The sequence below is a fragment of the Corynebacterium sp. 401_CJEI genome, assembly GCF_001076435.1.
In the GTDB taxonomy this organism is placed as follows: Bacteria; Actinomycetota; Actinomycetes; order Mycobacteriales; family Mycobacteriaceae; genus Corynebacterium; species Corynebacterium jeikeium_D.
In genome coordinates, this window is record NZ_JVIP01000019.1 from 38,946 (window position 1) to 58,217 (window position 19,272).

Consider the following 19,272-nt stretch of genomic DNA (forward strand, 5'->3'; position numbering starts at 1 on the left):
GAGCGTATCCATTCGGTTGTCCTCAGTGCCCCTTCCCTCGACACTGAGGCTTGCCAACTTAGGCGCTGGCTCTACCGTGGAAGAATTCCTCTAGCCCTTCTCGGACTCGCCGCACATCGTGGTCGGTTCCCATCAGCTCGAAGCGATATAGATATGGAACCTTGCACTTGTAGGAGATGACATCCCCTGCTTTACAGAAGTCCTCACCGAAGTTGAGATTGCCGGCAGCAATCACACCTCGGATGAAAGAGCGGTTGTGCTCATTATTAAGAAATTTGATGACCTGCGGAGGAACTGGCCTTGAGTTACCACCGCTGATGGAAACGCCACCACCATAAGTCGGACAAATGAGGACATAGGGCTCATCGACGATAAGCTCCGGCTCATTACGACGGATGGGAATGCGGGCATTTTTGATACCTAGCTTTTCAACAAACTTGTGTGTATTCCCCGTCGCCGAGGAGAAATACACCACCAGCATGAGAGCTTCACCCTTTACATCGCAAAACCCCCGCAATCTTCGCTTCCCGGGTGGTCAACGAAATCTGCGGAGAGGTGTGTGATTCTTACGCTGCCTGGAGAGCCTTGATGCGATCCGGACGGAAACCCGACCAGGTCTCAGTGCCAGTGTCAACGACCGGCGCCTGGAGGTGACCGAGAGCCATGACGTAGTCCCGAGCCTCATCGTCCATGGTGATGTCGACGATATCGTAGGCAATTCCAGCCTTATCGAGGGCACGAGTGGTAGCGCGGCACTGGACACATGCAGGCTTGCTGTAAACGGTAACCATGACTCTCACAAACTTTCTGGCTTTGGGTAAGACCAATGAATCGGATCGACTTCGTACAAACAACGGAAGCGGCCGAGGAATCAGCGGATTGGTTGAATGACCGAAAGCTCCCAGGGTTCATGAGAAACCGAGTACGGGTGGCAGACAGGTCCTTTTAGCTCTCCTTGGCTCGACATCGAAAACACTACACTTGGTGCCTAGAAAACTCTAGTCATACTAGATGTAGTACTCACAACCATGGTATTCCCTGTTCGGAGATCTCTGGCGCACAAGATGTTGTACACAGACGCACCACAACCTTGTAATTTCACGCTAAAAATTCTAGAAAATCGTAGAAAAACAACTATCGGTGGATTTTGGTTAAACCAATTACTGCATGACGCCCCGCAGCCGACCGCACCGATTCCAGGCGCCGCAGTGTCCCCGCCCTGCCTTTGTCCCTCCCCTACCCAACTTCGGATTCCGCAGCGATCTCAAAAATCGCGGGCTGCACATATGAACACGGGCTGCACATATGAAACTGTGCGAGTTTATGACACTTTCAAGCCAATTTTCGGGCCATTTTTGACATAACCGCAGTCAGTAACTTCCATCGCCCCCACCCCCAGCCATAAACGCAGTAACCGCCTGAACCTCCCCTCCCTAAAAACCAAAAACCGCAACCTTTAGCCACAGTAAAACTGCGACTTCAGATTGCGGTTTTGGCAATAAATGAGGAAGCTATTTGCTTCGCGCTAGCCTAAATAAGGCTTAGCCCTGGCGGGCCTTGAAGCGCGGCTCCTTCTTGTTGATCACGTAGACCTTGCCACGACGGCGCACGACCTGAGCGCCCGGCTTGTTCTTCAGCGACCGAAGGGACTTGCGGACCTTCATTCGGGCGCTCCTTTCTACTCGGCTCCGAAACGGGAATGTGCACACTGCACTCTCCCCGGACAATCACCCCAGTGACTGCCTGGCAACGCACCCTTCCTGATAATCCGAAGAAATATCAAAGAGTATGCGTTACGACACGAGTTGCCATACTACCTAATAAGCGGAATAACTCCAAAAATCCGGGGGAAACATGTCCTTTGACGGTCAACCCCAAGATTGCGACTCCCCACGTTGCAACTGCCTCCGCTTCTCTATTTGGCAGCAGCAATCATGTACTCGCGGACCTCGGCAAGTGTCTTGCCCGAAGTCTCCGGCACCGCCTTGATGGTGAATACCAGCGCAATTGCGCCCGTGATGGCAAAGAAGAAGAACGACCACGCACCACCGACAGCATCCACCATCGGGAGAAATGCCTGCGCCACAAACCAGTTCGCAACCCAGAGCGCGAGACCTGCCAGCCCCATACCCAGGCCACGGGCTTCTGTCGGGACAATCTCGGAAATCAGGAGCCAGGTCGCCACTGACACAGCCGCCTGCTGAAACACGATAAATACAGTCATCAGCAGAAGCGACATCATGGCACCCGTCGAAGAGTTACTCGACAGGCCATAGACGGGCGCCAGCACGAGCAGCGAGCTTGCACAGCCCACCAAACCGATAATCAGCATTCGCCGGCGACCAACGCGGTCAATAATGCTCATACCGATTGCACACGAGATCACCGAGGCGATACCGATGATGATGGAGGTGTAGACAGAGCTTTCCGTCGACAAGCCAACCTTGTTCATCATCGTCGGCGCGAAATACATAATCGCGTTCGCACCCGTGACCTGCTGCGTCACGCCAATCAGCATCGCAATGATGACGGTGCGTCGCACCCACGGGGTTTTCACGGCCAGACGCTCTGCTGCACGCTGATCGGCGCTTGACGACGCCTCACCAACGGCAACCTCAGCCAACGTCGCCTCATCTCCCTGCATCTGACGCAGCACGGCCAGCGCCTTGCCCTCCTGTCCCCGACGGACGAGGTAAGCCGGTGTGTCCGGCAGAACCAGCATGCCGATGAGCAGCACGATGCCGGGGACAGCGCCGAATCCAAGCATGAGTCGCCAGTTACCGGAGGAGGCTAGGGCGGAGTTGGTGAGGAACGCCACCAGCTGACCAATCACGATCATCAGCGAGTTCAGGCTGACCAGGCGTCCACGCACATGCGGTGGTGCCATTTCGGAGATGTACATCGGTACGACGATGGAAACACCACCGATACAGACGCCGAGCAAAGTACGCGCAGCACCCAGCGAAAACGCACTAGCAGCGAAAGCGCACCAGATACTGCCGATGATGAAGCCGACCGCTCCGAGCAGGATGGTGCCACGGCGCCCCAGGGAGTCCGCTACGCGACCGCCCAGGAACGCACCGATAGCCGCACCGACCAAGAGCATGGCGGTGACAGTGGACTCCTGTCCTGGAGTCAGCTCAAAAGAGCGCTGGATATACAGCAGCGCGCCCGAGATGACACCGGTGTCGTAACCAAAGAGGAGGCCGCCCAGAGCGGCGATGATAGCCACGGCTATCGACCGAGATGTGGTGGTTTCCCGGTTCGGTCCAGTCTTATTCTGTTCGGTTGTACTCACGCTGGAAATCTTGCCACCGTCCGGGCAAAGACCCCCTATCCGAACAGCACTTACTCGATAAAGATGAGAGTTTTGGCACTCTTCTGGCAGGAAAATCATCCCTTTTCCCGTCCGGAACTAGCGGTAGAGTGAGGCTCATGACCCCAGTAGGCACACAGGATTTCCCGCATCCCCTCCAGTCGGAGATTATTAACGACCTCCACGTCCAGCCCACCATCAATGCCGCCGAGGAAATCAGCCGCCGAGTCGATTTTCTCTGCGATTATTTCCGCACCGCGCACGCCAAGGGATTCGTGCTCGGAATTTCTGGCGGCCAAGACTCCACGCTGGCCGGGCGTCTAGCGCAGTTGGCCGTCGAAAAGCTTCGCGACGGCGGTGAGGATGCCACTTTCATTGCCATTCGCCTCCCCCACGGCGTCCAGGCCGATGAGGACGACGCACAGGTGGCACTGCAATTCATTCAGCCTGACCAAAGGCTAACTATCGATATCGCACCGGCCACCGCCGCGATAACCACCCAGGTCACCGATGCCCTGGCCGGCAGCGCTATCAGCGATTTCAACAAGGGAAATATTAAGGCCCGCATGCGAATGATTGCCCAGTACGCAGTGGCGGGTGTTGACGGCGCTTTGGTCATCGGCACAGATCACGCCGCGGAGGCGGTCACCGGCTTCTACACCAAGCACGGCGACGGCGCCTGCGACCTCGTCCCGCTGCAGGGGCTGAGCAAGCGCCAGGGCGCGGCCTTACTCCGTCACCTCGGCGCACCAGCCAGTACGTGGGAGAAGGTGCCGACGGCCGACCTGGAAGAAGACCGCCCTGCGCTTCCCGACGAAGTTGCGCTCGGGGTGACCTATACCGCCATCGACGACTACCTCGAAGGCAAGGCTGTCTCAGATGAGGATGCCGCGCGAATCGAGCACCTCTACTCCATTTCCCGGCACAAGCGAGCCGTCCCGCCCGGACCGGCCGATTCCTGGTGGCGCTAGGCTACTGCCCCGGGCCACCGATCTAGCGTCCCGGACAGAGCAGCAAACCCCTTAAGAGAAGGCCTCCGCGCCAGCGTCCCAAATAGCCCCAACTGCGGCCAAGCTGTCTGCCGCACCGGCTTCGGCGCTGGGTTCCAGCGCAGGTGAACCATCCTGGACCAGCTCGGCGGTCACCAAACCGTGGGCGAACGCCCACATGGCCAATCCCTTAGGCTCATCGCCGGCAACCTTAATGAATGCATCGCGAATCCAGGCATCCAACGACGAAGGCGAGACGACATTCACGAAATTAGTGCGACTCATCAGCCGGTAACCATGCGGATCGTCGAGAACTGCCTGGCGGTACGCCTGCAGCAGAGACGCCGAAGTGCATTCCTCATCAATGGCAGCATGAATACGCTTGCCCAGATTCTCGAGGCTCTCGGTCAGCAACAGCTGAAGGAGCTCTTCTTTACCGCTGATGTGCTTGTACAGCGATGGCGCCTTCACATCGAGCCGCGCCGCTAGGCGGCGCATGCTGATAGCACTCCAGCCCGATTCGCGCAGCATCGCGCGCGCTTCATCTACGATCTTCTGCATACGTGGAGACTGCCTGCGCACATCGGGCTGCGCTGGCACCCCATCGGTCGATTCTATGGTGCACGTCACATTTGCGACTGTAACGGGTTGAATCTCACTTAGGGCGCTTTTGGGTAATTTAACCCAACAATTTTTAAAAAACAGCTAACGGCGGTGCTCAGTCACTAAAAGCTGCCTTTGCACGCTACAAGCTTTGCTTCACGACGGAGCCCCCACCGTCGTAAAGCAAAAGTGCCGTATGCCACCGCTACACTTCGTAGCGATTCGGCTCCTCCCCGAGGTGGAAATGGCGACCCGAAACATCGTTCGGGGTAATGCGCACGTAGTTGTACTTTAACGTCGGCAGCCAGGGCTTCAGCGGCAGCTCATCTGCAGCGTTAATATCCGCGCGGGAGGTGAGAACCTCTGCGTCACCCTTTACGATGACCGACCAGGCCTTCTGAGCATCCTTGTCAACAAAGTCGGCCTCAAAAAGAACATCGTGGTTCAGAGAAACAGTAAAGAGCTTCGACCCCTCGGCAGTGCGGAAGTAAATGCTCCCCTCATGAACAACGTAGTTCAGCGGGAAAAGATCCATATCGTCTTTACGACGAACAACCAGGCGCCCAAAAGTCTGCGTAGCCAGCAGCTCAAGGGATTCTTCGGTGGACAGTTTCTGAATAACGGAGTCGTTGTTTGCCATACCCCCAGTATTCCACCGTTCAGACAAAGTTGCTACAGCCATACGGATTACCAATCATTGAGGTAAACGGCGAGCACACTACCCAGGGGTAGATACAAGAAAACCCCCGGTCATTTCGACCGAGGGATTTCATACTGGTGGAGCTAACGGGACTCGAACCCGTGACCCCCACACTGCCAGTGTGGTGCGCTACCAGCTGCGCCATAGCCCCAGAATCAACATCGAAGTGGCTTTCCCCCTCCGCTGTGGACTCCTCAAAGGCTACATGGCACTGTCATGTATCACCAAATCCGCATGTAGAACACTCTTTTACGTATTCGCCGAGTGCCCCAGAGTGGATCTGCCGAACATGAACCGAGGATGAATCGTGTGAGCGTGCACGGATCCTAGCGCAGGGCTACCTTGACCCACTGCCCCAGTCCGCCATCACCGGAAATGTTCTCCAGAATATCCTTGCCGTCGACAAAGACGTGCGGCGAGGAAACCTTGCCCAAGCGCTTCTCAAGGTCATCGAAGTTGGCATTTGCGCTTGCCTTAGCCTCGGTGGTGTCGATGCCGGAACGGACTTCGCTGACAATTTCGTCAGCAACACCGAGCTGCTCCAGACGGTCAGCCAACTCATCATCGCTCCACGTGACAGAGTTCTGCTGGTCAGCCATCATCATTGTGCGGAAGTTCCAATATGCGCGAGCATCACCGGTCTCAGCAATCTTGCGGGCAACCGCGAAGACGCGAGTGGAGTGACCGTCACGCTGCTCCTTCTCCTGACCATCCAGGAAGTTCAGCGTGCGGTATTCAGCGACAAGCTTGCCGTCGTTTAGCGCCTTGAGCTCATCATCGTGGCCCTCTTCGCTCATCTGAGCACAGTAGTGGCACGAGAAGTCCTCAAAAATCGTGGCTGTTTTAGCCCCTTCGGCGCCGTCCTTGCTCAGTCGGATGACATCGCCGTCGAGTGCGACGGAGAAGTCGACGTCCTCATCTGGCAGTCCCTCAATCGGCTGCGACCGGCCGATGTAGATAACGCCACCAATAACAACTGCAACGACAGCAAGAAGAGCAATCAGGCCGACGACGAAGCCACTGCCCTTTTCATTTGGATTCTTAATCTTCTGACTCACACCGCTTACGATAGCGGTGTTTTCTTGCCAATGACACAATTGCGCCTGAGAAAACGGAAATGGTTGTTAGGCCGCATCGCTAGGCCCCATCACCTTGCCCCATTCCCCTGGCCTATCCCCTAGGCTTCCCCTCTAGCCAGCGGGCTAGGCGTAAATGGCAAACTTCTTCCACGGCCACACGTACACAAATACAGCCAAGGCCAGAAAACCTATATCTCGGGCGATTTCCGTCAGATACGTAGCGGGGCCAGCGTTCTCGTCGTAGCCACCGCCACCAAAGCACCCGCAGTCAATCTGCAGGCCGCGCGCCCACGCCGAGATAATGCCGCCGATAAACACCAGCAAGAGCGCGCCAGACAACACCGCTACCGGGCGCAGGAAAAGCCCCAATACCAGCAGGAGTCCGAGGATAACTTCGAAAGCGGGCAGCGCAACCGCTACCATCGGCACCAAATCGCTCGGCAGCAGCTCATAAGATTGAACTGCCTGACGCGATTCCAGCGGGTTCAGCAGTTTGATAAGACCCGAGTACAACCAAACTGCAGCCAGGCCGAATCGTGCCACCACGCCTACGAAATTCTCCATACACAGAAATGTTAGTACAGGCTAACTGTTTACAGCTAGCCCAACGGCTACCGATTACCCGTTCAGAACTGCCGAGACCACGTCCTGCGCCTCAGCCTGAACCTGTGCCAGATGATCTGCGCCCTTGAAGGACTCCGCGTAAATCTTGTACTTATCTTCAGTGCCCGACGGACGCGCCGCGAACCAAGCGTTCTCCGTAACCACCTTGAGCCCGCCAATCGCAGCGCCGTTGCCCGGTGCTTCAGTCAGTTTGGCCGTGATGGTCTCCCCTGCCAGGGTGTCGGCCTTGACCTGCTCCGGCGAGAGCTTCTTCAGGATTGCCTTCTGCTCACGGGTTGCGTCCGCATCGGTGCGGGCGTAAGCCGGGGCACCGTACTTATCGGCGAGTCCTGCGTAGAGCTGCGATGGAGTCTTCTCGGTCACGGCCTTGATCTCGCTGGCCAGGAGGTCCAGGATGATGCCGTCCTTATCGGTAGACCACACAGTGCCGTCGTGACGCAGGAACGATGCACCAGCGGATTCTTCACCACCGAAGCCGATGGTGCCGCCGAGCAGACCCGGGACGAACCACTTGAAACCGACTGGAACTTCCACGAGCTTGCGGCCCAAATTGGCAACGACGCGGTCAATCATCGACGAAGACACCAGCGTCTTACCGACCGCGGTCTCCTGCGACCAGCCCGGACGGTGTGCGAAGAGGTAGTCAATGGCAACGGCCAGGTAGTGGTTCGGGTTCATTAGACCCGCGTCCGGTGTGACAATTCCGTGGCGATCGGAGTCCGCGTCATTGCCGGTGGAGATGTCGAACTTATCGCGGTTACCAATCAAGGACGCCATCGCATTCGGCGAGGAGCAGTCCATACGAATCTTGCCGTCTGTATCCAGCGTCATAAAACGCCAGGTCGCATCAACCAGCGGATTAACCACGGTCAGGTTTAGGTTATGCGCATCGCCAATTGCGCCCCAGTAATCCACCGACGCACCACCCATTGGGTCGGCGCCGATACGCACGCCGGCATCACGGATGGCGTCGAGGTTGACAACGTTCGGCAGGTCCGACACGTATGCGTTGAGGTAGTCGTGCTTTACGACGAGGTCTCCGGCCTTATCCACCAGCTGGCGCTTAACCCCATCCAGGCCCTTAGCCAGGTATTCATTGGCACGAGCTGCGATCCAGTCCGTCGCATCCGCGTCCGCCGGACCACCAGTCGGCGGGTTGTACTTAAAACCACCATCCCGTGGCGGATTGTGGGAAGGGGTAATCACGATGCCGTCGGCACGCGCGGAGCTATTCCCCGTCGGACCTCCCTCCACGTCGCGGTTGTACGTCAGAATCGCGTGGCTGACGGCCGGAGTCGGCGTGTAGCGATCCTGAGCGTCAACCATCACGGTGATGCCGTTGGCCGTGAGCACCTCGAGGGCGGAAATCATTGCCGGCTCGGACAGGCCGTGGGTATCGCGACCGACGTAGAGCGGGCCTTCAATGCCCTGGCCCTTGCGGTAATCCACGATGGCCTGAGTGGTGGCATGAATGTGGTCTTCGTTGAAAGCGCCGTCGAGGGAGGAACCGCGGTGACCGGAAGTACCGAAGACGACCTTCTGGTCGGGGTTATTCGGATCCGGGTGCTTTGTGTAGTAAGCAGTGACCAGTTCCGCGACATCGATAAGGTCGGATGGCTGGGCCAATTGCCCGGCGCGCTCATGAGCCATTGTGGGTATCCTCCTGCTGAATCGGCGAACTGCGCAACCACCGATTTCACCGCCGACGAGCCGGCCGGAATGGGAAAACCGGATTTAAATGCGCTTCCTCTTCCCCAGTGTCCCCGTTTTAGGGTCGGCGCGCATGGCAAGAACCACTCGGTAAGGCAAACTCGCCCCTGCAATAGGGTGCAGTAGGTAGATTGTCGCGTGCCGACGGGAACACCTCCTGGTGAAAGATTCCGAATTGTCGGCGCCTACCTCCCCTTTCGCCACTGTGCTAGCGTTTTCACCATGAATGAGGAATCTGTCGCTGCGAAACTGCCATCAGCAGGACGGGCGCAGGTTCTCATGGCCCTGGTTGTCGCCGGCGGTGCCGCTATTGGCGCGGTAAGTCGCTTTCTGCTCGGCGCGGCAATCGATGCGATTGTGAGCTCGGGAACTAGCGCAGTTTCGACCACTGTCATCAACTTGTTGGGCTGCTTTCTCTTCGGCCTGGTCAGCAGTATCGCGTTTGCTAATCCTCGGCTTTCCGCTTTCTGCGGTACTGGCTTTTGTGGCGGTTTCACCACTTTCTCCGCATTTATCATTCTCTTGTTGGCGCAGGCGGACACGTCAGTCGTGCTGATTGTGAGCGTTGGACTTATTCACCTGCTGTGCTGCCCTCTCGCCTACTGGTTGGGCACCAAGTGCACATGGGAGGTCGCGGAATGACCGGCGATCTCCTCGGCTCTTTTTCCTCGGCACTCTCTGCCATCCTCGCTATCGCAGTTGGCGCGGCAGTAGGTGGAGCGCTGCGCTATGCGCTGGCCGAACTTGCGGTGAAGTGGGCTGATTCCAAACTGCCCGGAACGTGGACCGCGAATATGATTGCCTGCTTCGTCGCCGGTGTCGCTGCTGTGGTGTGGTCGCGGGGAACGTCGATAAGCAATGGCATGACGCCTGCCCTGGCCTATGCGACGGTAATGATTGGCTTCGCCGGCGGCCTGTCGACGTGGTCCACACTCGCCGGAGAGATCGTACGCCTTAAGAACCAACACTTTTGGAGGGCATGTGGGTACCTTGCTCTCACACTGATTGGCGGAATAGTTTTTGCTTTCGCCGGAATATGTTTACCCCCACTTGTGACGAATTAGTAGCACAATAATCATTTTCTGAGAATTTAATGATCGGATTAAGGCTTTCTACCAGTAAAGTTCCACAGCATGGAAAGCTTCAGCGATTTTGCCTCAGCGGCGGATAGTTTTATTTGGAGTCCGTATCTCCTGATCCCCGCGCTGATTGGCACCGGAATCATTTTGACCATTCGCCTGGGTGCAATTCACCTGGTCAAACTCGGCCCGGCACTGCGCCTCGGACTCATCGACCGTAACGATGAAGACGCCGAGGGAGATATCACCAACTACCAGGCGCTTGCGACGGCTCTCGCGGCAACAGTCGGTGTCGGCAACATTGTCGGTGTCGCTACCGCGATCGGCCTGGGCGGCCCCGGTGCGCTGTTCTGGATGTGGGTGACCGGCCTGCTAGGTATGGCATCGAAGTACTCCGAGGCATTCCTGGGTGTGAAGTACCGTCAGGTCGATGCAGCTGGCGAACAGTCCGGTGGCCCGCAGTACTACCTGCGCAAGGCCATCCCGAATGGTTTTGGTAAGACGCTGGGTAATCTCTTCGCCGTCTTTGCTGCGCTGGCAGCGTTTGGTATCGGCAACCTGACCCAGGGCAATGCCGTGGCCTCGAACCTGGAAAACAGCTTCGACATCGATCCGACGCTCTCCGGCATGATCATGTTCATCCTGGTAGGTGCAGCTCTAATGGGTGGCATTAAGTCGATTGGCCGCATCACCGCCAGCTTTGTGCCGATGATGATTGTGCTCTACATCGGTGCGGCCGTGTGGGTGCTCGTCGCCAATGTCTCGGCGCTGCCCGAGACCTTCAAGCTCATCTTCACCGATGCTTTCACCGGCACCGCGGCCGTTGGTGGGTTCGCAGGATCCACGCTGATTCTCGCCCTGCAGATGGGTGTTGCCCGCGGCCTGTTCTCCAACGAGTCGGGCCTGGGTTCCGGTGCTATCGCCGCTGCCGCCGCATCGACCACTCACCCGGTTCGTCAGGGTCTGGTCTCCATGACTCAGACCTTCATTGACACCATCATCGTCGTGTCCTTCACCGGCCTGGTTATCATCAGCACCGGTGTTTGGCAGGATGGCAACGTCGACACTGGCGCTCTGACTGCTGAGGCATTCTCCCGCGGTCTACCTGGCCACTGGGGTGGCACAATCGTCACGCTGTCGGTTGTCTTCTTCGCATTCTCCACCATGCTGGGCTGGTCCTACTACGGTGAGCGCGCATTCGAGTCCCTGGTCGGTCGCCGCGGCACCGGTCTCTACCGTGCGGTCTTCACCTGCGTAGTCTTCGTCGGCGCTGTTACTCATCTGGAAACCGTCTGGTCCGTCGCCTCGGCTCTCAACGGCCTGATGGCGCTACCGAACCTCATCGGTCTGATTGTCCTGTCCGGGCTCATTGCGCGCGAGACAAAGGCCTACCTCAAATTTGACCCGCAGTTGCGCGCAACGGCTGCAGAGATTGATAAATGGCAGTCTCAGCAAAACTTCGAGGCCTTCAGCAAGAACTAGCTGAAACTAGCAGCTGCTCGTAGGGACTACGGCAAAAACTACGAGCAGGTCTGCGCGGTCTCCGGCTTTTCGATTGCCGCAAGCGCGTCGTCAAGCACAGAGACCTTTACCAACTTCATATCGCCTCGGTCGGCAGTCACAGCCTCTGCGCAATTGCCTTCCGGCACGAAGAACATCTCGGCGCCCTCATCTCGGGCGGCCGAGATTTTGTGTGTAATGCCACCGATTTCGCCCACGTTGCCGGCAGCATCAATAGTGCCGGTGCCAGCGAGGTGCTGCCCCTCGGTCAAATCGCCTGGACTCAGCTTGTCAATCACTCCGAGCGTCATCATGAGACCCGCCGACGGACCTCCAATGCCGCTGAGCTGGTACTCAACCTTGGTGTCGTCCGCGGATTGCGCCCCCATCCCAACGCCGAGCAGCGCGGCATTCTTCTGATGCGGGTTTTCCGCCAGTGTCACAGAAATATCGACGGCTTTCTCGGGGTCAGAGTCCTCGCCCTTAGCAGTCTTCTGCTTGTCGACGGTCGCAGACTTGACCCTCAACGTGACAGTATCGCCCGGGTTGCGTCCGGCAATGATCGCCTTGACTTGCTCAGGCTTGCTTACGGCCACCCCATCCACGGCGAGAATCACATCGTCTTCATGCAGTCGCCCATCGACAGGACTATCCGGCACTGTGTAGGCGACGGTGACTTCCATCGGCAACCCGAGATGGGCTAGCGCAGCGGAGGTGGCGTTGGCCTCCGACTCGGTGAATGCAGCCTTGTTCTCCTCTTCCACCTCGTCCTGGCTCTGGCCCGGAGGGAATACCGCCTCAATGGGGACGATATCGTTGTCACGATCGAACCACAGGCCAATGACCTGCGGCAATGTCAGGTTATGCCTGACTGCGACGGTTGTCATATCCAGCGTGCCCTTAGAGCGTTCGGAGTCCGCAGCACTGCCGCTGACTGAGATAATGCTCTTTCCCTCGACATCGCTGAGGACGTCGAAGACCGGGCCAGGCCCCTGCGCGGCATAGGGCACTGTCAGCGTTGGCAGCGAAAGCACAGTTGCCAACGCGGCGATGGGCACAGCGCCCGCAACAAGAGTTTGGGTACGACGATTCACAAATAACACCCTACATTCTCGCTATCTGCCTACTGGACACCTGATGAATCTTGTCCGTGTCTGTTCGCTGGGCGCGAAGTTGCCAATAAAGTGGTGCTTTTAAGTACTCACGCGGGTCATTGCCCGGTACGGTGGGAGCATGAGTTCTAACGGATTTGGCTTTGGTCCGAACGACAATGATGACGATCGTGACGACGCTGGCAACAATGACTCCGGCCAGGGCGGTCAGGGCGGCCAGGGCGGTCCTTTCGGTTTCTTCGGGTTTCCCTTCGGTGGCATGGGCGGCGCCGGTGGCTTCGGTTTCGGCGGCCCCGGGCAGCCCGGCAGCGGCTCCTCTGGCAAAGGAGAACAGCCGAACTTGGGCGATATTCTCAACCAGTTCGGCGAGATGTTCTCCGGCATGGGGCAGCGATTCCAGGAGTCTAACTCTGGCCCTGTCAACTACGACGCGGCCGAGCGCGTTGCGCGGACCCGTCTTGGTAACCCAGCTCCGGTGAAGGACTCGGCCCGCGAGGCGCTGGCTGATTCCTTGCGCCTGGCCGAACTGTGGCTAGATGACGTCACCTCCCTTCCCGCTGGTGTCAACCGCGTAGAAGCGTGGAATAGCCTGCAGTGGTTGGAGAACACCAAGTCGACATGGACTCGCCTTGTCGATCCCGTCGCCAGCCGCATGAGTGATGCCTCCCTCGAGGGCGTTCCAGAGGAAGCTCGCGAGATGATGGGCCCGATGCTGGGCATCATGCGCCAGATGAACTCGATGAGTTTCGGTACTCAGCTAGGGAATGCGCTGGCTGAATTGGCACAGACGAGCCTGACTGGTTCTGACCTCGGGCTGCCGCTACACACCACTGGTGCGGCGGTACTGCTGCCAACACATCTAGTTGCTCTCGCAGAGGAACTCGAGGTTCCAGCGCGCGATCTGTTTATCTACGCCACTGCCCGCGAAGCTGCACACCAACGTCTTTACGACCGCGTGCCATGGCTGGCTGAACGCATGATTTCCTCTATCGAGGAGTACGCCGCTGGCATCGTCATCGACTACTCCGCGATCGAAGAGGCCGCTCGCGGTCTGGATATTGAGAACATGCAGGATCCGCAGCGTATGCAGGAGGCTATGAGCGAGCTGCAGAATATGGATCTGAGTCCGAAGATTCGTTCTCGCAACGAGAATGCTCGTACTCGTTTCCAGACGCTGCTAGCACTGGTCGAAGGGTGGGTGGACATGGTTGTCACCGATGCCCTCGGTGAGCGTCTACCGGGTGCCGCACAATTGGATGAAGCCTGGCGTCGTCGCCGCGCCACCGAAGGTGCTGAGCAGGCGCTGGAGAAGGCCACCGGCATTGACCTCGGCTCCCCCAAGGTGCGTGAGGCAACCAACTTGTGGCACCGCCTGACCACCGCTGTGGGCATCGAGCGACGTGACAAGGTCTGGGATCACCCGGACTTCCTGCCCGTAGCAGAAGATTTGGATGAACCCGCGGCCTTTATTGACTCGGTTCTTGGCGGCTCGGAAAACGATGACTTCGACCCGATCGCAGAGCTTGAAGAGCAGCTGCGCAAAGAAGCCGAAAAGCGCGCGGCTGACGGCAACGACAGTGACGCCGACGAGGACAATTCTGGCGACGCCGACGACGATAAGTAGCGAGTTAGCTCTGGGTTCCCCAGCGCTGATACGCCTCTAAATAGCCCCGTGCCCGTTCGTGGTACGGGGCTTTTGCCGCCCAATACCAAAACTCTTCGGTATGACCACCGTCGACGAAAGTGTGCACCAGTTCGTGCACAATGACGTCGTCGAGGACGTACCCCGGGACGTCGGCAAGCCTGTGCGAAATGCGAATGCGCCCAGGACTATCGACACCGCCGGTGACGGATGCCCACCTGCGCGACATGTTCTTGACCCATTTGATTGACTCGAACCGCGGGCGATCTTCCAGCACCGTACGAGAGAGCAGCCGTGCGCGGCGCTCCAGCTCGGAATTATCCAGGTTGCTGCCAACTTTCTTCCGCACTCGCGCAACAATTTCATTGACCTGCTGTTTTTCCGCAGCGGCGCTGAGATCGTCCGGAACCATGACAATGATCCGGTTTCCCTCCGCGCGGGCGGACACAGTACGGCGGCGGCGCTTCGAGCGCCGAACCTCAACATCCGGGCCGTACTCAGGTCGCTTGGTGCTCATGCTTTTTAAGCGTATATGCTCTGCGCTGCGATTGCGTAAAAGCTGGCCCCGGGGTAAAAGATATTTTTATGGGGGAATACAGGGATACGTCTCGGGGGCGGGATGGTACGGCTGGCGTAATAGGTTCGGACGCACCCGCAGCACAAACGCTTGCCGCGCCTACCACGGACTACGCGCTGCGGCCGGAGATACCGATTGTCATGCGCCCAGGCGCGCGGATTCAGTTCGGCGTGGAACCGGAGCGCAGCATGATTCTGCCGCTTTCCGACGGCACCCCGCCGGGGCCTGTCTTCTCGGCACTTCTTGCAGCTCATAGAGGTAGCACCTTAAGCGAGGCCTTTGCTGACAGTCACGACAAACTGTCACCGCAGTTCATTACCGCACTTATCTCCGACCTTCACCGAGCCGCACTGGTCCAAAAACCACCGACACGGCGGAGGATTACACTGATCGGTCGGGACAGTTTGCGCACTGGACTTTTAAAAGAGCTTCGTCGCACGGGTTGTGGTAGTTGGACGACGGCAATGTCGCCCACTCGCAATGCGACGCTGAAGATATCTCAATCCACGCCGGAAGACATCGGGCTCGCGGTGGTCACGGGCATGGAAGTACCGAGCATGCCCTTGGTTCGCGCTCTGTTTCATCGTGGAATTGAGCATCTGCACACGCATTTCCGCGATGGAGCACTGATTCTTGGGCCGCTTGTTCAACCAGGTCAAGGGCCCTGCTCGATGTGTTTCGAAGCTTATCGACGAGACCGCGACCCCGTCCGGGCACTGATTGCGCTACAGCTTCGCACTTTTACGCCCGTGGCCGCACCGGAATGGCTGAACACAGCGGTGCCACTGTTGGTTGGGCAGCTGCGGCGGCCGGATCTCTCAGATCTATGTGCAACGGAGGTGCGCATAGATCTGGAAAGCCTCGATATCACTCGCACTACTGTTGCTCCCCACCCGCAGTGCCCAGTGTGTGGTCATGGAAACTCGCAGATGCAGTTCATGTAATTCGAAGTGCCTTGAGCAGAATCTGACTAGGAATTCACGAAAGAATTGACGATTCCCAAGATGCCTTCGCCGAAATGATTGAGCTTCGCTTCTCCAATTCCGGGAATCTGCAGAAGTTCCTCCGGCGTAGTCGGCTGCTGCTCACCGATGGCCAGAAGGGTCGCATCGGAGAAGATCACGAATGCGGGGACCGTCATTTCCCTCGACATTTCCAAGCGCCATGCACGCAATGCTTCCAGTAGTGCAGGATCCGCACTGACTGGGCACTCTTCACAACGCCCTGAGATCCGCTCGGCATCGGTGTGCAATGGCTTAGTACAGCCCTTGCACTGTTTGGACTGCTGACGCTTACTGCGGGAACTAGATCTCCTTGAGCTTCGCTGTGCCTCAGCCGAGTAGTCAGAGACATCAATGTCGAGTTCATCGAGGAATCGTGTGCGGCGACGTGACCTGCGGCCGCCTTCTGTCCGCGACAATGACCAAGATAGCTCCAGATGTTCGCGGGCTCGAGTAATGCCGACATAGAACAGACGGCGCTCTTCTTCGATGGCTTCCGCCCCCTGTGCAGGAGACCGGTCGAATTTATTCAGCGCATGTTGGATAGGCAGTGAACCGTCGGTAAGCCCAACGAGGAACACTGCATCCCACTCCAGCCCCTTGGCTGCATGCAGGCTAGCCAGCGTCACGCCATCCAGCGTCGGTGGATGTTTGGCCTGCTGCCGAGTGTGCAATTGGCCGAGGAGCGCCTGGATATTGACCTCGGTGTTGGCATGAACGATGTCCTTACACAGGTCAAATAGGGCGCGCAGTGACTGCCAACGTTCCCTGGCACCAGCGCCTTCCGGCTCTTGGTCAGTCATGCCAAGACCCGCGAAAACCTGCTTGACCAAATCCAATAGATTCGTGCCCTGCAATGTCGGAACGGTCCGTGAGGAACGGGAAACTCGCACAAGTGCGGCGATGGCATCGCGAATCTCGGGACGCTGGTAGAAACCGTCCCCACCACGAACCTGGTAGGCGACTCCTACCTCGGACAAAGCCTGCTCAAAAACTGCGGACTGTGCGTTGATGCGGTACAAAACGGCAATCTCCGATGCCGGTGTACCCGCGTCGATAAGTCGCTTGATGCTGCGCGCGGTCGCGCGAGCTTCCATCGGCTCATCGTCGTACTGGTTGAAAGTCGGCTCCGGGCCGTCTTGACGCTGTCCAATCAGCTTCAGCCGCGAGCCGGCGATACGCCCCTGTGCACGGCCGATGACATTGTTGGCCAGCTCAACGACCTGTGGGGTCGATCGGTAGTCCCGCTGCAGGCGGACCACTGTGGCTTCGGGGTAGTCCCGAGAGAAGTTCATCAGGTATTGCGGAGTCGCACCTGTGAAGGAGTAAATCGTCTGGTTGGCGTCCCCGACAACTGTGAGGTTGTCACGGTCTCCCAGCCAGGCGTTGAGAACTCGCTGCTGTAACGGGGTGACATCCTGGTACTCATCGACGACGAAGCACCGATACTGGTTGCGGAATTCCTCCGCCACTGCACGGGAATTCTCCATCGCACCGGCGGTGTGGATGAGCAGGTCGTCGAAGTCAAGCAATAGCCCGTCAGGAGTGGTTTTTATGTCCTCGTAAGCGCGATAGCAATCGACAATTTTTTCCGCAGACAGAGGTGCCGTGCGCCCATGCTCCCGCAGCGCGGCCTGGTACTGATCCGCACCGGCCAGAGTGGCCTTCGCCCACTCAATCTCGCCCATGACATCGCGGATCGTTTCCTTGGAGGTGTCCAGGCCCACCCGGCGTACTGCTTGGGCGACGACACGGAATTTCTTGTCATCCAACAGCTGCCAGGGCATATCACCGGCGACTTGGGGCCAGAAGTAGCGCAGCTGGCGAAGAGCTGCCGAGTGGAAAGTACGCGCCTGGACTCCAGGCGTTCCCATCTTTGCCAGGCGGTCGCGCATCTCCCCTGCTGCACGCGAGGTAAATGTCACCGCTAATACCTTCTGCGGCTGCACAAACCCCTGGTCAATGAGGTACTTGATGCGATGAGTAATTGTTCGGGTCTTACCTGTACCGGCTCCAGCAAGAATGCACACCGGCCCCATCGGAGCCGTTGCTGCCTCGCGCTGGTCTGGATCCAGCCCAGCTAGATAATCCGGCTTGTTCACATCCGCCTCTGAGTAAGTCAAAAGTTGTTAGACCCCATTTTTAAACTGGTCGAGTGCTATTCGTCATTGCTGTAGACACGGCGGACGTACAGCAGCCGGTCGCCTGGCTCCACCGACTCACACTCCGGTGAATCAATTCGGTACAGCTCACCCGAGCGCACCACGCCGAGTGCAATATCCGCGAGGTGCCGTGGGCTGGCACCGATTTCCTCTTCGGTGACCAGCCTCTCTGCAACAGAGAATCCTTCATCCGGGCTCAGGAGGTCTTCCATCATCTCAACCACCGAAGGAGTCACCGTGGCCAGCCCCAGCATTCGGCCGGCGGTTTCAGAAGAAATAACCACTTGGTCTGCACCTGACTGCGTCAACAAGTGGCGGTTTTCTGATTCACGCACCGAGGCCACAATTGAGGCACCCGGCGCCAACTCACGGACCGACAACGTGACCAGCACCGCTGTGTCATCTTTGTTCGGTGCAACGACTATAGAGCGGGCACGCTGAATACCAGCTAACTTCAGCACATCGGATTTGGTAGCCGACCCATGCACCGTCGCCAAGCCTTGATTCGAAGCGTGATCGAGTGCTTCCTTGTCCGTATCAATAACAACGATTTCTGCCGGATCTACGCCGTCCGCGAGAAGAGCTGCAATGGCAGAACGACCCTTGGTGCCGTATCCGATAACGACGGTGTGGTTGCGCAACTGTCTCCTCCAGCGCTGAATTTGCAGGGTTTTCCGAGATTCTTGGGTCAAAACGGTCAGAGTAGTACCGACCAAGAGAGCAAGGAAGGCCACGCGCAGTGGCGTAATGATCAAAATATTGAGTAATCGAGCCCTCTGTGTCACCGGCGTGATGTCACCGTAACCCGTCGTCGACAGGCTGACAGCCGAGTAATACACCGCATCGATGAAGGTGAGAGGCTCCGTATATCCGTTGCGGTCGTAGTAGACCACGACGGATGCAATCAGCAGCAAAAATACGGCGTAGTTCAAACGACGTATGATTAGCCGCCAAGGATTCTTCGGCGCGGACTCAGGCAGGCCAATGACTCCCAGCAGTGCATGCCCGGGAAGATCATTGAGCCCGGTTTCGTATCCCGAAGATTTCCGAATTGGATTACGCAACCGCTCCTCGCCTGCCTTTCATGAAAACTCCTCCCGGTGAAAAATAGCGCATACAAACTGCTGCTTTCACCTGGATAACTGGCCACGGCCACGCGGCAGTTACATACGTAGATG

At 57.8% G+C, this 19,272-nt stretch carries 19 protein-coding genes and 1 tRNA gene; 6 read left to right on the forward strand and 14 right to left on the reverse strand.

Going from position 1 to position 19,272, the window contains the following annotated elements:
• Nucleotides 1-58 precede the first annotated feature (58 nt).
• The 4 genes from nrdI to ADM64_RS05100 form a co-directional block, all read right to left on the reverse strand.
• Nucleotides 59-481: a class Ib ribonucleoside-diphosphate reductase assembly flavoprotein NrdI gene (gene nrdI, locus ADM64_RS05085; protein WP_049181994.1), complete on the reverse strand. Its 423-nt coding sequence runs from the start codon at nucleotides 479-481 to the stop codon at nucleotides 59-61.
• Nucleotides 482-566: 85 nt separating this feature from the next.
• Nucleotides 567-791 (reverse strand): glutaredoxin-like protein NrdH, encoded by a 225-nt coding sequence (gene nrdH / locus ADM64_RS05090; protein WP_005511161.1) that lies wholly within the window; start codon nucleotides 789-791, stop codon nucleotides 567-569.
• Between the two features lie 750 nt (nucleotides 792-1,541).
• Complete coding sequence (gene ykgO / locus ADM64_RS05095; protein WP_005511141.1) at nucleotides 1,542-1,664, reverse strand: type B 50S ribosomal protein L36; 123 nt, start codon at nucleotides 1,662-1,664, stop codon at nucleotides 1,542-1,544.
• Nucleotides 1,665-1,915: 251 nt separating this feature from the next.
• Nucleotides 1,916-3,397 carry a sugar porter family MFS transporter gene (locus ADM64_RS05100; protein ID WP_152682218.1) on the reverse strand — a complete coding sequence of 494 codons (1,482 nt, stop codon included), beginning with the start codon at nucleotides 3,395-3,397 and terminating at the stop codon, nucleotides 1,916-1,918.
• 38 nt (nucleotides 3,398-3,435) lie between these two features.
• Here ADM64_RS05100 and nadE point away from each other — a divergent pair, with 38 nt between their 5' ends.
• The gene (nadE, locus tag ADM64_RS05105) at nucleotides 3,436-4,287 is read left to right on the forward strand and encodes an ammonia-dependent NAD(+) synthetase (protein ID WP_016422247.1); all 852 of its coding nucleotides are present in this window, start codon (nucleotides 3,436-3,438) and stop codon (nucleotides 4,285-4,287) included.
• Between the two features lie 51 nt (nucleotides 4,288-4,338).
• Here the strand turns inward: nadE and ADM64_RS05110 are convergent, their stop codons facing one another.
• The 6 genes from ADM64_RS05110 to pgm form a co-directional block, all read right to left on the reverse strand.
• A complete protein-coding gene (locus ADM64_RS05110; RefSeq protein WP_224784081.1) occupies nucleotides 4,339-4,935 on the reverse strand; it encodes a TetR/AcrR family transcriptional regulator in 597 nt (198 codons plus the stop codon).
• Nucleotides 4,936-5,113: 178 nt separating this feature from the next.
• A complete protein-coding gene (locus ADM64_RS05115; RefSeq protein ID WP_048732964.1) occupies nucleotides 5,114-5,548 on the reverse strand; it encodes a pyridoxamine 5'-phosphate oxidase family protein in 435 nt (144 codons plus the stop codon).
• Nucleotides 5,549-5,683: 135 nt separating this feature from the next.
• Nucleotides 5,684-5,759: transfer RNA gene (locus ADM64_RS05120), tRNA-Ala, on the reverse strand.
• Between the two features lie 175 nt (nucleotides 5,760-5,934).
• Nucleotides 5,935-6,666 (reverse strand): DsbA family protein, encoded by a 732-nt coding sequence (locus tag ADM64_RS05125; RefSeq protein WP_016422244.1) that lies wholly within the window; start codon nucleotides 6,664-6,666, stop codon nucleotides 5,935-5,937.
• Nucleotides 6,667-6,810: 144 nt separating this feature from the next.
• Complete coding sequence (locus ADM64_RS05130; RefSeq protein WP_049193349.1) at nucleotides 6,811-7,251, reverse strand: MauE/DoxX family redox-associated membrane protein; 441 nt, start codon at nucleotides 7,249-7,251, stop codon at nucleotides 6,811-6,813.
• A 54-nt stretch (nucleotides 7,252-7,305) separates the two neighbouring features.
• A complete protein-coding gene (pgm, locus tag ADM64_RS05135; RefSeq protein WP_049193350.1) occupies nucleotides 7,306-8,961 on the reverse strand; it encodes a phosphoglucomutase (alpha-D-glucose-1,6-bisphosphate-dependent) in 1,656 nt (551 codons plus the stop codon).
• A 282-nt stretch (nucleotides 8,962-9,243) separates the two neighbouring features.
• Here pgm and ADM64_RS05140 point away from each other — a divergent pair, with 282 nt between their 5' ends.
• The 3 genes from ADM64_RS05140 to ADM64_RS05150 all read left to right on the forward strand — a co-directional run bounded on the left by ADM64_RS05140 (nucleotide 9,244) and on the right by ADM64_RS05150 (nucleotide 11,582).
• Entirely contained in the window at nucleotides 9,244-9,663 is a 420-nt protein-coding gene (locus ADM64_RS05140; RefSeq protein ID WP_241486332.1) for a fluoride efflux transporter FluC, read from the forward strand.
• Complete coding sequence (locus ADM64_RS05145) at nucleotides 9,660-10,085, forward strand: fluoride efflux transporter FluC (protein WP_049193353.1); 426 nt, start codon at nucleotides 9,660-9,662, stop codon at nucleotides 10,083-10,085. Before ADM64_RS05140 ends, ADM64_RS05145 begins: the two co-directional genes overlap by 4 nt.
• Before the next feature lie 69 nt (nucleotides 10,086-10,154).
• Nucleotides 10,155-11,582, forward strand: a complete 1,428-nt coding sequence (locus tag ADM64_RS05150; RefSeq protein WP_049193354.1) for an alanine/glycine:cation symporter family protein — start codon at nucleotides 10,155-10,157, stop codon at nucleotides 11,580-11,582.
• A 38-nt stretch (nucleotides 11,583-11,620) separates the two neighbouring features.
• Here ADM64_RS05150 and ADM64_RS05155 read toward each other — a convergent pair whose 3' ends face one another.
• On the reverse strand, nucleotides 11,621-12,694 hold the full coding sequence (locus tag ADM64_RS05155; protein ID WP_049193355.1) for a YlbL family protein: 1,074 nt from the start codon (nucleotides 12,692-12,694) through the stop codon (nucleotides 11,621-11,623).
• Nucleotides 12,695-12,833: 139 nt separating this feature from the next.
• Here ADM64_RS05155 and ADM64_RS05160 point away from each other — a divergent pair, with 139 nt between their 5' ends.
• Entirely contained in the window at nucleotides 12,834-14,336 is a 1,503-nt protein-coding gene (locus ADM64_RS05160) for a zinc-dependent metalloprotease (protein ID WP_049193357.1), read from the forward strand.
• 4 nt (nucleotides 14,337-14,340) lie between these two features.
• Here ADM64_RS05160 and ADM64_RS05165 read toward each other — a convergent pair whose 3' ends face one another.
• A complete protein-coding gene (locus tag ADM64_RS05165; protein ID WP_016422236.1) occupies nucleotides 14,341-14,871 on the reverse strand; it encodes a YgjP-like metallopeptidase domain-containing protein in 531 nt (176 codons plus the stop codon).
• A gap of 524 nt (nucleotides 14,872-15,395) precedes the next feature.
• Between ADM64_RS05165 and ADM64_RS11125 the strand changes: the two genes are divergently transcribed.
• Nucleotides 15,396-15,875 carry a TOMM precursor leader peptide-binding protein gene (locus tag ADM64_RS11125; RefSeq protein WP_241486333.1) on the forward strand — a complete coding sequence of 160 codons (480 nt, stop codon included), beginning with the start codon at nucleotides 15,396-15,398 and terminating at the stop codon, nucleotides 15,873-15,875.
• Nucleotides 15,876-15,901: 26 nt separating this feature from the next.
• Here ADM64_RS11125 and ADM64_RS05175 read toward each other — a convergent pair whose 3' ends face one another.
• Nucleotides 15,902-17,971, reverse strand: coding sequence for an ATP-dependent DNA helicase UvrD2 (locus ADM64_RS05175; protein ID WP_049193365.1), 2,070 nt, complete (start codon nucleotides 17,969-17,971; stop codon nucleotides 15,902-15,904).
• Between the two features lie 119 nt (nucleotides 17,972-18,090).
• Entirely contained in the window at nucleotides 18,091-19,158 is a 1,068-nt protein-coding gene (locus ADM64_RS05180) for a potassium channel family protein (protein WP_016422233.1), read from the reverse strand.
• Nucleotides 19,159-19,272: the final 114 nt, after the last annotated feature.